Annotated in this window: 14 protein-coding genes; 8 read left to right on the top strand and 6 right to left on the bottom strand. The window is 61.9% G+C overall.

The window, feature by feature from the left end:
* Positions 1 to 108 precede the first annotated feature (108 nt).
* The 4 genes from NKH97_RS01525 to NKH97_RS01510 form a co-directional block, all read right to left on the bottom strand.
* Positions 109 to 300 carry a type II toxin -antitoxin system TacA 1-like antitoxin gene (locus NKH97_RS01525; protein ID WP_352439995.1) on the bottom strand — a complete coding sequence of 64 codons (192 nt, stop codon included), beginning with the start codon at positions 298 to 300 and terminating at the stop codon, positions 109 to 111.
* Between the two features lie 41 nt (positions 301 to 341).
* Positions 342 to 560 (bottom strand): hypothetical protein, encoded by a 219-nt coding sequence (locus tag NKH97_RS01520; protein WP_352439994.1) that lies wholly within the window; start codon positions 558 to 560, stop codon positions 342 to 344.
* A gap of 409 nt (positions 561 to 969) precedes the next feature.
* Entirely contained in the window at positions 970 to 2079 is a 1110-nt protein-coding gene (locus tag NKH97_RS01515; RefSeq protein WP_352795253.1) for a glycosyltransferase family 9 protein, read from the bottom strand.
* Positions 2080 to 2413: 334 nt separating this feature from the next.
* On the bottom strand, positions 2414 to 2581 hold the full coding sequence (locus NKH97_RS01510; protein WP_023808640.1) for a hypothetical protein: 168 nt from the start codon (positions 2579 to 2581) through the stop codon (positions 2414 to 2416).
* Positions 2582 to 2917: 336 nt separating this feature from the next.
* On the opposite strand from NKH97_RS01510, the gene NKH97_RS01505 reads away from it, so the two are divergent.
* A complete protein-coding gene (locus tag NKH97_RS01505) occupies positions 2918 to 4687 on the top strand; it encodes an acyl-CoA dehydrogenase family protein (RefSeq protein ID WP_352439991.1) in 1770 nt (589 codons plus the stop codon).
* 20 nt (positions 4688 to 4707) lie between these two features.
* Positions 4708 to 5460, top strand: coding sequence for a crotonase/enoyl-CoA hydratase family protein (locus NKH97_RS01500; protein ID WP_352439990.1), 753 nt, complete (start codon positions 4708 to 4710; stop codon positions 5458 to 5460).
* A 9-nt stretch (positions 5461 to 5469) separates the two neighbouring features.
* Here NKH97_RS01500 and pdxH read toward each other — a convergent pair whose 3' ends face one another.
* Positions 5470 to 6087 (bottom strand): pyridoxamine 5'-phosphate oxidase, encoded by a 618-nt coding sequence (pdxH, locus tag NKH97_RS01495; RefSeq protein WP_352439989.1) that lies wholly within the window; start codon positions 6085 to 6087, stop codon positions 5470 to 5472.
* Between the two features lie 77 nt (positions 6088 to 6164).
* Here pdxH and NKH97_RS01490 point away from each other — a divergent pair, with 77 nt between their 5' ends.
* The 4 genes from NKH97_RS01490 to NKH97_RS01475 all read left to right on the top strand — a co-directional run bounded on the left by NKH97_RS01490 (position 6165) and on the right by NKH97_RS01475 (position 9246).
* The gene (locus tag NKH97_RS01490; protein WP_352439988.1) at positions 6165 to 6626 is read left to right on the top strand and encodes an RT0821/Lpp0805 family surface protein; all 462 of its coding nucleotides are present in this window, start codon (positions 6165 to 6167) and stop codon (positions 6624 to 6626) included.
* A gap of 132 nt (positions 6627 to 6758) precedes the next feature.
* On the top strand, positions 6759 to 7688 hold the full coding sequence (locus NKH97_RS01485; RefSeq protein WP_352439987.1) for a DnaJ C-terminal domain-containing protein: 930 nt from the start codon (positions 6759 to 6761) through the stop codon (positions 7686 to 7688).
* 105 nt (positions 7689 to 7793) lie between these two features.
* A complete protein-coding gene (fabI, locus tag NKH97_RS01480) occupies positions 7794 to 8612 on the top strand; it encodes an enoyl-ACP reductase FabI (RefSeq protein WP_023808634.1) in 819 nt (272 codons plus the stop codon).
* Between the two features lie 46 nt (positions 8613 to 8658).
* Positions 8659 to 9246 (top strand): histidine phosphatase family protein, encoded by a 588-nt coding sequence (locus NKH97_RS01475; RefSeq protein WP_352439986.1) that lies wholly within the window; start codon positions 8659 to 8661, stop codon positions 9244 to 9246.
* A 66-nt stretch (positions 9247 to 9312) separates the two neighbouring features.
* Here the strand turns inward: NKH97_RS01475 and NKH97_RS01470 are convergent, their stop codons facing one another.
* A complete protein-coding gene (locus NKH97_RS01470; protein WP_027035965.1) occupies positions 9313 to 9573 on the bottom strand; it encodes a DUF1344 domain-containing protein in 261 nt (86 codons plus the stop codon).
* A gap of 280 nt (positions 9574 to 9853) precedes the next feature.
* On the opposite strand from NKH97_RS01470, the gene aroC reads away from it, so the two are divergent.
* Positions 9854 to 10963 carry a chorismate synthase gene (gene aroC, locus NKH97_RS01465; RefSeq protein ID WP_352439985.1) on the top strand — a complete coding sequence of 370 codons (1110 nt, stop codon included), beginning with the start codon at positions 9854 to 9856 and terminating at the stop codon, positions 10961 to 10963.
* Positions 10964 to 11074: 111 nt separating this feature from the next.
* Positions 11075 to 12175: a 3,4-dihydroxy-2-butanone-4-phosphate synthase gene (ribB, locus tag NKH97_RS01460; RefSeq protein WP_127268178.1), complete on the top strand. Its 1101-nt coding sequence runs from the start codon at positions 11075 to 11077 to the stop codon at positions 12173 to 12175.
* The last annotated feature ends 33 nt before the right edge of the window (positions 12176 to 12208 follow it).

The raw sequence follows: 12208 nt of genomic DNA, 5'->3' as shown, positions 1-12208 counted from the left end.
GAATCCCCGTTGATCAAAGGCAAATCCTGAACCGCCATGGTTAAGGATTTGCTTCGGCGGGAGACACGGCTGAGGTGGCCTTTGGTGGATCGACGATCAGGGTGAGATTTACCGAGATTCAACGACAAGCCGTTTGTAAGCATTCGCGGCTTTGCGTAGCGCTTCATTCGGCTCCGGCGGGTTCACAATCGCTGCCACCAAGGCGATCTGGTTCTCGATTGAAAGGCGGATGGCGGCAGCCTCGTCAATGGAGGGCTGCGCTGCTTCGGTGTGGGCAATACCGGTCTGTTCGTTTGGCATTATGATCACCTTTGGTCGAGCGTTCAGCGCCGGCTGAATGGCTAGAATTCAAACGGGTCCGGCGCCGGCTCTTGCCGCAGCGTGCCTTCGGCGGCGCGTTTGCGGTGGTGGGCGAGCGAACATTGCGGCGAGCACAATATGCCGCGATCCGACCAGTAGGCGGCACCGTGGTCCAGTCTGCCCCCATCGTAGCAGAACCCCTCCGCTCGATAGGGCAGGCCGCATTCGATGCAGCGGTAAGCGTCGGGTCTGGCAAGCATGGGCGGTTCCGGTTGCTGGTTCTGATCTCGCGCCGGTCGATCCGGCATGGCTTGAACTTAATACGCGCCGCCCCGATTGCAAAATCCGCGTGACAAATTTGAGGCTTACAAAAAATGTGCGCGCCATGACCATCCTCCGGGAGCAGCTTGCCTCCGTATCGGGATGCGGCGTACATCTTCCTAGCGGCTCGCGAGGCGCGAAGCCAAGCACTGTCAGGACCGGCATCCTGCATCTGACGCCCGGCGACGTGACCGTTCATGGGTTCAGGTCGAGCTTGCACGAGTATCTTGGCGACGAGACGGACGTGAGCTACGAGACGGCCGAAGAAACGATCTCGCATCGCGTGGGTGATCGAACGGCATCGAGGGGCACGTCAGTTCGATGACGTCGCGGATCAATGCTAGGTAATTACGCGCATCGTAGTTTGGGTCGGTCGAGAGCCGCTTGTCTCAATGAAATCGAGTGTCGCTTCTGCGACTTCAGCAACCTGAAGCCGCTGAACACAATAGACCCCACCGGGGTTGTATTCTTTACAAACACCTGGAACGATACATGGACAAGGCATGGGCGGCCGGAGCGTTTTGTTGGGGATACCAAACGGCCCCATAGATCAGGAGACTGCAGACCGAACAATCCCACCGCCGGAGTTTCAACAGAGGCTGCAACGTGCATCGGGCCGCTGTCATTGCCAAGGAAAATTGCCGCTTCTGTCAACAACGCGACAAGGACTTCAAGCGAGGCCTTTCCGACGACAGTGGCCACCGGCGATGTTGCCGCTTCAATTATGCTTTGCGCAACGGGCCTTTCGTCAGGCCCACCGATGATCAGAGACCGCAGCCCGGTTTTGGCGTAGATCTCATCAATGACGGCGGCAAAATGTTGCGGCGGCCAACGACGCCCCTCGGACCTCGCGCCCGCATGCACAGCCACGTATGATTTCTTCGCCAAGGCGTTTTCGAAAAGAAGCCTGGCACACTCCTCTTGGGCAATCTTGGTGGGCTGCAGCCGAGGGGTTGGGTTTTGAATCGCTAACCCGAGGGCGCCCAATGGAGACAGGTATCTGTAGAGATAATGGGAGCCACCATGGCCGAACGGCGGCGCGAGGACGTTTGCCATCTGAATTTCCCAGAACTTAAACGGACGCTCGGGAGGATCGAAGCCAACCCGAAGTGGGGCGCCGGCCAAACGGTGCATGATCCGTGAGGTTTTTGTATCGGTAAGATCGATGCTGAGATCGAATTTTTGACGCCGCAGAGCAGAAATAAGGGCATAATAGTCGGTCAATCGCTTAAGCGGAGTCCTTCCTCTGCCCCCGGTTTCAAAGCCAACCGCCACGTCGGCAATCTGTTGCGCGACAATGAATTGCTTAAGGCCAGGCGCGCATATCATTGTTATCGAAGCGTCGGGATAGGCGAGGCGTAGATTGCGGACCAAAGCAGATGTCAGCGTGACATCACCCAGGAATTTTGTTTGGACAATGCATATCGAGCGAATTTCATTGCCAGATTTTGGGCTCATGATCGCGTTGCAGTCCATTTTGACTTTGTCACGATCTCACCTATCCGCCGAGATAACGGCGCCATGGAATAAGAGCCGTACTCCCTTTCGAATCATAGGAACCGATACAAGCCCTTGCCGCATCGGTCTTTAAGGTTTTGCGGTGCGCGAAGCAACATTGATCGAAACCAGCAATTGCTATCGTAAATAGGGCTAGTCTTATAGGTTCTGGCGCTTTCAATGCATGTCGGTGCGAGCAGATCGAAGTTTTGTTGGATTGGATCACCCACAAGTAGTCCCCCCTGATCGCGAGCCATGTTCTCGCTGTGTTCATCGCATGGCTTGGACGTTCGGCTCATTGATAAAGGCAGTGATGCAGATCATGGCGCATCGCCTCCAAGTACGGCGCGGATGCTCCGCCATGGCCACCGATCTCGCGCCACGAAACGGCGGCACGGCCCGCCAACGGCGCCGTCGGATCGAGCCACACGCCCGACGTCAGGAAGCATTCGGGCATGGGCATCGCGAACGCCGAACAATAGCGCGATGGGCGCGTGTTTGTCCTTGGAGCGATCTCGTGTCGCGACTATCGACTCGATCCCATGTGCTGACGCTGTGTGACGTAGCGCGGGGAGATCAGGCAGGCGCCGATCATTCGCCCGGCTCGAGCTGACGCGCTGTGGGGAAACGTGTAGGGGCGAGCCATTAGCGAGGGCGGCGATGTTTTGGTAGTCCCGGCATCGCGGGCCTTAGTTGCCGTTTTTGAGGAAAGGTGGGAGACCGCTGATACGGCGGGTGGTTTTGCAGCGGCACCGGCTCTAGGGTTGGGCGGGCCGATGCATCAGGAGGAGTGAGCGGCATGTATAGGGCACCGGTCGAGGATATCGCCTTCACGCTCAAGCACGTGGCCGGCATGAAGTCGGCGCTCGATGCCGGCACCTTCGGCGATCTCGGCGAGGATCTGGTCGATGCCGTTCTTGGCGAGGCCGGCCGTTTCGCCACCGAAGAGGTCGCACCGCTCTACACGATCGGCGATCGGCAGGGTGCGGTGCTGAACGGCGCCGCCGTCACCACGCCGCCCGGCTGGAAGGAACTCTATCGCCGCTGGATCGATGGCGGCTGGAACGCGCTCTCCGGGCCTGCGGAATATGGCGGCCAGGCGCTGCCGACCATGCTCGGCGTGGCCGCGCTCGAAATGTGGAACTCCGCCGCCATGGCCTTCGGCATCGGCCCGACGCTGACCATGGGCGCGGTCGAGGCGCTGGACAAACACGCCTCCGACGACCTCAAGGCCAAATATCTCGAAAAGCTCGTCTCCGGCGACTGGATGGGCACGATGAACCTGACCGAGCCGGAAGCCGGTTCGGACCTCGCCGCCTTGCGCGCCCGTGCCGAGCCGGCGGGTGACGGCAGCTACCGCATCTTCGGCCAAAAAATCTTCATCACCTATGGCGAGCACGATTTCACCGACAACATCATCCATCTGGTGCTGGCGCGGCTGCCCGATGCGCCGGCCGGCACGCGCGGCATATCGTTGTTCCTGGTGCCGAAATTCCTGGTCGGCGACGATGGCGCGCTCGGCGGCCGCAACGACGTCTTCTGTTTCGGACTTGAGCATAAACTCGGAATCCATGCCTCGCCGACCTGCACCATGATCTATGGCGACGGCTTCGAAGGGGCCGAACCCGGCGCCGTCGGCTGGCTGATCGGCGAGGAGAACAAGGGGCTAGCCTGCATGTTCACCATGATGAACAATGCGCGGCTTTGTGTCGGCATGCAGGGGGTGGCGGTCGCGGAAGCCGCAACGCAGAAGGCGATCGCCTATGCCAATGAGCGCCGGCAGGGCAAGGCCTCGAGCTACACTGGCACGGGTATGGCGCCTATCGTCCATCACCCCGATGTCCAGCGTAGCCTGCTGACCATGAAGGCGCTGACCCAGACCGCACGCGCCATCAGCTATTCCTGTGCCCACGCCATCGACATGGCCCGTGTCTCCGCCGGTGACGAGGCGGCACACTGGCGCGACCGCGCCAATCTGCTGACGCCGCTGGCAAAGGCGTTCTCGACCGATATCGGCGTCGAAGTTGCCTCACTCGGCCTCCAGGTTCATGGCGGCATGGGTTTCATCGAGGAGACGGGAGCGGCCGCCTTCTATCGTGACGCGCGCATCGCGCCGATCTACGAGGGCACCAACGGCATCCAGGCGATCGATCTGGTGATGCGCAAGCTGCCACTCGGCGGTGGCGACCATGTGCATGGTTACATCGCCGAACTGGCTGATATGGCCGCAGCGGTGCGGACCTCGAACATGAAGGGTTTCGGCCGCACCGCCGACGCTCTCGACGCGGCACTTGGCGATCTCAGCGAAGCGACCCGCTTCCTGCAAAAACTGACGGCCGATGGCCGGTCGGAAGAGGCGCTGGCAGGCGCCACGCCCTATCTCAGGCTGATCTCGCTTGCCGCCGGCGGCGCCTATCTGGCGCGCGGTGCTCTTGCCGATCACAACCGCATAGCGCTTTGCCGTTTCTTTGCCGAAAACCTGCTCGGCGAGGTCAGCGCCTTGAGGGCGCGCGTCATCGATGGCGCCGAAAGCCTCGCCGCTGCCGGCAAGACGCTCGTCTCCGCCTGACGTTTCACAAGGAAGACACCGTGACAGACCATATCCTCGTCGAGCGCCAGGGCGCCATCCAGATTATCCGCATGAACCGGCCGGACAAGAAGAACGCGCTGACGCGCGCCATGTATGCGAAAATGTCAAAAGCCCTGGCTGAAGGCGACGCCGATCCCGCGATCCGCGTCCATGTCTTCCTCGGCGTGCCCGGCGCTTTCTCCTCCGGCAACGACCTTGCCGACTTCATGGTCGTCGCCACCGGCGGCGACGGCGGCACCGAAGTCTGGGATTTCCTGATGGCCCTGGCCAAGGTCGAAAAACCCTTGGTCTCCGGCGTCGACGGCATCGCGGTCGGCATCGGAACCACGCTCAACCTGCATTGCGACTTGACCTTCGCCACGCCACGCACCGTGTTCAGGACGCCTTTCGTCGACCTTGGCCTGGTGCCTGAGGCGGGATCGAGCCTTCTGGCGCCGCGCATCCTCGGGCAGCAGGGTGCCTTCGCGCTGCTCGGCCTCGGCGAAGGCTTTTCGGCTGAACGGGCGAAGGCCGCCGGCCTGATCTACGAGGTGGTCGAGGAAGCAGCGCTGGAGGCCTCGGTGCTGGCGGCGGCCGGGCAGATCGCGGCCAAGCCGCCGCAGGCGCTGAAGATCGCGCGCGACCTGATGCGTGGCTCGCGAGACGACCTCGTCGCCCGCATCGGCGAGGAAAGCGAGCATTTTCGCGAGCGGCTGAAGTCCGATGAGGCCCGCGCCGCGCTCACCGCGTTCATGACGAGAAAGAAGGCCTGAGCCTCTCCTTCAGGGATAAAGCCTCGTCTTATCCCAGGCGCCTTTCGCGTCGCGGCTGAAGACGAGCCGGTCGTGCAGGCGGAACGGCCTGTCGTGCCAGAACTCGATGGTGCTCGGCACGATTCGGAAGCCGGACCAGTGCTTTGGCCGGGGGATCTCGCCGATCGGATAGCGTGCCGTGTATTCTGCCACCGCCTTTTCCAGCGCAAAGCGGCTTTCCAGTGGTCGCGACTGTTTCGAGGCCCAGGCGCCGATGCGGCTGCCGCGTGGCCGCGTCGCGTAATAGGCGTCGGCTTCGGCGTCGCTGACGATCTCCACCGGTCCGCGAATGCGCACCTGGCGGCGCAGCGACTTCCAATGGAAACACATCGCCGCCTTCATGCTGCCAAGAATCTCCTGGCCCTTGGCGCTCTCGAAATTCGTGTAGAAGACAAACCCGCCTTCATCGAATCCCTTGAGCAACACCATACGCACATCCGGCATGCCGTCGGCATCGACGGTCGCCAGAGCCACGCCGTTGGGGTCGTTCGGCTCGCTTTTCGTTGCGTCGTCCAGCCATGCGGCAAAGAGGCGAAACGGCTCGGCAGCCTCGGTAAAGTCACCGCTTGTTAACTCAGTGTCACTCATAGTTTTTCTCAAATTGTCACGAAGCCAAGATTCTTACAAAACCAAGATTCTTAACGAAGCAAGGGGGAGGCTGCCGATTGTCGCGTATCGCGCAAGCTTTTGACAGCAGGCAATGGAGCGTTATCGCTTCGGCCAGCGCGAAAGCCGCGATCGTGGCGGTCGCCTTGCCGCTTGCCGCGTGTGGCGCCGGCGGCTTCAGCCTGGAAAAAGCCGAAGTCGACCGCTCGATCCTGACCAGCAGCACATCGGCCTCGGCCGCGCCGGCCAATTTGGATCGCGACTCCGACCAGACGACGATCGGCAATGCGGTTTCCTCGGCCGATATCGAGCAGCTCGGCGGGCAGGCCGTCCCATGGGCCAATGCCGGCACCGGCTCGCGCGGTACCATCACCGATCTGGCGGAATTGAAGGACAACGGCCAGACCTGCCGCCGCTTCAAGGCCTCGCGCGAAAGCTTTGACGGCGTTGCCATGTTCGAAGGCGAACTGTGCCTGGCCAGCGCCGGCGGCTGGCGCATGCAGGACTTCAAGGCACTCTGAGCCTGATCCGCAAGTCGATCGGACCGGCTCTGATTTCCGCGTCTGATATGCGGCTCCAGCACTGGAATTTCTTCCTATGCGAGCGCATATAGGGGGCAACCAGAGACTCAACTCTTCTCCAGGGCAGTAAGCATGCGCGACCCCTATGAGGTGCTGGGCGTTGCCAAGAACGCATCGGCCAAGGATATAAAATCGGCGTACCGGAAACTCGCCAAGAAGCATCATCCGGATCAGAACCCGAATGATCCCAAGGCGAAGGACCGTTTTGCCGCGGCCAACCAGGCCTATGAGATCGTCGGCGACGAAAAGAATCGCGCCGCTTTCGATCGCGGCGAAATCGACGCCGACGGCAAGCCGCGATTCCAAGGCTTTGAGGGCGCTGCCGGTGGCGGCGATTCCTTTGGCGGCTTTCGCCGGCAACAGGGTCCGGGCGGTTCGCGGTTCGAATTCCGCTCCGGCCGACCGGGTGGCGATCCGTTCGACGGCAACAGCGACATCTTCAGCCAGATTTTTGGCGACACTTTTTCGGGCGCGCGCGGTCCCGGCACGGGCGATCGCCGCCAGCAGGCGACAGCAGCCGATCTGAACGTCACGCTCGACGTCACCATCGAGGAAGCGGCGACCGCCGAAAAGGTGACGGCGATGTTCCCCGACGGCCGCAAAGTGGCGGTCAAGCTGCCGGCCTATGTCGAGGATGGCCAGACCATCCGCCTCAAAGGCCAAGGCGAGCAGGGGCCGGGCCAGCCAGGCGACGCGCTGGTCAAGATCCATCTGCGCCGACATCCACGCTACCGCATCGAGGGCCGCGACCTGCACGCCGATCTGCCGGTGGCGCTGGCGGATGCGGTGCTCGGCGCCAAGGTGCCGGTCGAGACGCCGACCGGCAGGCTCGCGGTCAACATTCCAGCCTGGTCGAGCTCCGACAAGGTCCTGCGGCTGAAGGGCAGGGGCCTGCCGGAAAAGGCCGGCGGCCACGGCGATCTCTACGCTCATGTGCGCATCATGCTGCCGGAAGACGGTGATAGCGCGCTCGAAGCGCTGTTGCGCAGCCAAAAAGGCTGATCGGCGGCTTTTGTCCCCTGAACTGTCCGGTTTGAGCGCTTGAAGGGGCTCTGTGCCTGTGCGATAGGGCAACCCACAAAGCTGAATCTTGCGGAGAGCGCTGACATGGCGGGTGGACAGGGCCTAATGGCCGGCAAGCGCGGCCTCATTCTTGGCGTCGCCAACAATAGGTCGATCGCCTATGGCATCGCCAAGTCGTGCGTCGACCATGGCGCCGAGATCGCGCTGACCTATCAGGGCGAGGCGTTCAAGAAGCGCGTCGAGCCGCTGGCGGCGGAACTGGGCGCCTTTGTCGCCGGCCATTGCGACGTCACCGATCCGGCGAGCCTGGACGAGGTTTTCGCCAATGTCGCCAAACATTGGGGCAAGCTTGATTTCCTCGTCCACGCCATTGCCTTCTCCGACAAGGACGAGCTGACCGGCCGCTATGTCGAGACGACGCGCGACAATTTCCTGCGCACCATGGACATTTCGGTCTATTCCTTCACCACCATTGCCAAGCGCGCCGAGGCGCTGATGACCAATGGCGGCTCGCTGTTGACGCTGACCTACTACGGCGCCGAAAAGGTGATGCCGCACTACAACGTCATGGGTGTCGCCAAGGCGGCGCTCGAGGCCAGCGTGCGCTATTTGGCGGTCGACCTCGGCGCCAAGAAGATCCGCGTCAACGCCATTTCGGCCGGTCCGATCAAGACGTTGGCCGCCTCCGGCATCGGCGATTTCCGCTACATCCTGAAGTGGAACGAGTACAATTCGCCGCTGAAGCAGACGGTCACGCAGGAGGAAGTCGGCGATTCCGGCGTCTATTTCCTGTCCGATCTGTCGCGCGGCGTCACCGGTGAAGTGCATCACGTCGATTCGGGCTACCACGTCGTCGGCATGAAGGCGGTCGACGCACCTGATATTTCGACGGTCAAGGACTAACGCCCGGCCAACCGTCGTCCGTCCCGATCCCGCACCGGAAGACCTGATGTACCCGCTGGTTTATATCGCGCGCCACGGCCAGACCGCGTGGAACGCCGAATTCCGGCTTCAGGGGCAGGCCGACACCGATCTCAACCCTCTTGGCCGCGAACAGGCGACCGGAAACGGGCTTCGGCTAGCCGCGTTGGTCCCAAACCCCTGGGAATTCGATTTCCTCGCCAGTCCGATGAAACGGACGCGCGAAACGATGCAGCGTATTCGCGCCGCGATGGAGCTCGATCCGGGTGCCTATCGAACCGATCCGCGCCTCGTCGAAGTCAATTTCGGCGACTGGCAGGGATTTACCTTTCCCGAGCTCGAGACACGGTATCCCGGAGCGAGCATGACGCGGGCTCTGGACAAGTGGAACTTTCAGCCGCCCGGCGAAGGCGCCGAGAGCTATCAGATGCTGCTCGAACGGGTGAGGCCATGCTTCGACGAGATCGAACGCCAGACGATATGCGTGACCCATGGCGGCGTCATGCGCACCTTGTTTCGCTTCGTTCTGGGGCTGGCCGAGGACGAGGCAGCGAACCTGGAAATACCGCAGGATCGCCTGCTCAAGCTCGAAGGCAAGAGTCTGGAGTGGCTTTAGGCCAGTTCGCACACGGCTCGGCGAAAGCTGAACCGCAAATACTGCATTCAATTGAGGTTGGAAGCTCTAGTTGGCAGAGCTGTCCGGCAGTTCCATGTCGGTGACGATGTTTTCGCCATTGGTCACATCGTAGGCGATGACGATGTCCATGCCCGGCTTCAGCGCGTCGAGATCAGTCTCTGCGTTCAGCTTGTAGGACTTGCCGTCATCCAGCGTCAGCGTCGCCGTGTCCTTGTCGATCTTTTTGATCAGGCCTTCGGTCTGGCCGGCGAAAGCGGCGGTGGAAAGCAGCAGCGTGGCGGCAATGGCGCCAATCAGGGTACGCATGATCGTTCCTCTTTATCATTGCGCCGGCATGGCGGCGGGCGTTCAACGGCGGATGGAGCAGAGCAGAAACCAACCGAATGTGTCAAAACTAAATCCGCCAGATCACAGTTTGACCCCTGTGAAAAACGCCAATAGAAGGCAACCTACAGCCCCGCGCGTCCTCTTGGACGCGAGAAGGACGCTGTAGCATTGTTGATTTTGCGCATAATCCTTTCCGAAAATCGCTCCGATTTTCGGGGTCATGCGCCAAGCCGGCTCCGCTGCCGGGCAGGGTCATTTCATGTCTCACAACACGTTCGGCCACCTTTTCCGCGTCACCACCTGGGGCGAAAGCCATGGCCCGTCGCTCGGCTGCGTCGTCGACGGCTGTCCGCCCGGCATCCGCTTTACTCTGCGAGACATCCAGGCCGAACTCGACAGGCGCCGGCCGGGGCAATCACGTTTCGTGACGCAGCGTCGCGAACCGGATGAAGTGAAGGTGCTGTCCGGCTTCATCCTCGACGAGGACGGCGAGACGATGATCACCACCGGCACGCCGGTGTCGATGCTGATCGAGAATGTCGACCAGCGTTCAAAGGATTATGGCGAGATCGCCCGCCAATACCGGCCGGGCCATGCCGATTACACCTATGACGTCAAATACGGCGTGCGCGATTATCGTGGTGGCGGCCGCTCCTCGGCCCGCGAGACGGCAGCCAGGGTGGCGGCCGGTGCGTTGGCGCGCAAGGTGGTGCCCGGCGTGGTGGTGCGCGGCGCGCTGGTGTCGATGGGCGAAAAATCCATCGACCGCGCCAACTGGAACTGGAATTTCATCGGCGATGCCGAAAATCCGTTCTTCACCCCCGATCCGGCGTCCGTTCCTGTCTTCACCAGATATCTCGACGGCATCCGCAAGGCGGGCTCCTCGGTCGGTGCGGTGATCGAAATCGTCGCCGACGGCGTTCCGCAAGGCCTCGGCGCGCCGATCTATGCCAAGCTCGATCAGGACATCGCCTCCGGCTTGATGTCGATCAACGCGGTCAAGGGCGTCGAGATCGGCAACGGCTTCGAGGCCGCCCGCATCACCGGTGAACAGAATGCCGACGAGATGCGCATCGGCAATGACGGCAAGCCGGTGTTCCTGTCCAACAATGCCGGCGGCATCCTTGGCGGCATCTCGACCGGCCAGGCGATCGTCGCCCGTTTCGCCGTCAAGCCGACCTCGTCGATCCTGACGCCGCGAAAGTCGATCGACAAGGACGGCAAGGACGTCGAGATCATGACCAAGGGCCGCCACGATCCATGCGTCGGCATCCGCGCCGTGCCGATCGGCGAAGCAATGGTTGCCTGTGCGATCGCCGACCACTATCTGCGGCATCGGGGACAGACGGGGAGGGGAATAGGGGAATAGGGGAATAGGGCAATATGTTGCGCTCTTAGTCCGGCCGGCCAAATCTTTTTGCTTTTCCCTACTCCCGTACTGCCCTACTCCCTTATTCCCCTGCGAGCGAAGCGAGTACCCATGCCTTACGACCAGAAAAAAATCGTCGAAGCCCTGCGTGCTTTCGAACGCGGCGAGATCGTCGTCGTCATGGATGATGACGGGCGCGAGAACGAGGGCGACCTGATCGTCGCCGCCGTCCACTGCACGCCCGAAAAAATGGCGTTCATCGTTCGCCACACGTCCGGCATCGTCTGCACGCCGATGCCGCGCGAAGAAGCCAAGCGGCTTAACCTTGCGCCGATGGTCGCCGACAACGATTCCGCCCACACCACGGCTTTCACCGTCAGCGTCGATTTCAAGCATGGCACCACCACGGGCATCTCGGCCGAAGATCGCACTTTGACCGTTCGCAATCTTGCCAACGGCAATGTCGGTGGCTCGGATTTCGTCCGGCCCGGCCACATCTTCCCTTTGATTGCGCGCGAAGGCGGCGTGCTGATGCGCTCCGGCCATACCGAAGCCGCGGTCGACCTGTGCAAGCTCGCCGGCCTGCCGCCGGTCGGCGTCATTTCCGAGCTGGTCAATGATGACGGCACCGTCAAGCGCGGCCCTCAGGTGCAGGCTTTCGCCGAGGAGCATGGGCTGAAGCAGGTTTCGGTCGCCGACCTCATCGCCTACCGGCAGCGCAAGGAAACTCTGGTCGAACGCGTCGCGTGCTCGGAAATCGACACGCTCGGCGGCAAGGCACAGGTCTTCACTTACACGCTGCCGTGGGACTCCATGCATCACGTCGCGATAGTCTTCGGCGACATCCGCGACGGCGAGGAGGTCCCGGTGCGTCTGCATTCCGAGGATGTGGTGACCGATGTCTTCGGCACCAGCCACCGGCTCGACGCCATCATGAAGGCGATGGGTGAGCGCAGGCGCGGCGTCATCGTCTATCTCAGAGAAGGCTCCGTCGGCGTTGCGCATCAGGAACGCAAACGGCCGGCCAGCGGCGACCGCGAGGATCACGAAGAGGCTCGCCGCCGCGAAAACGAGTGGCGCGAGATCGGGCTCGGCGCGCAGATCCTCAAGGATCTCGGCATCTCCTCGATCAACCTGATCGCCTCGCGCGAACGCCACTATGTCGGCCTCGAAGGTTTTGGCATCCACATCGCCAAGACCGAGATCCTCTAGGCAGCTAGCGCCCGGCTCGAAACCGGGCGCTAT

It is taken from the genome of Mesorhizobium sp. M0870 (genome assembly GCF_040319775.1).
In the GTDB taxonomy this organism is placed as follows: Bacteria; Pseudomonadota; Alphaproteobacteria; order Rhizobiales; family Rhizobiaceae; genus Mesorhizobium.
This window is presented reverse-complemented; position numbering and strand designations above follow the sequence as displayed.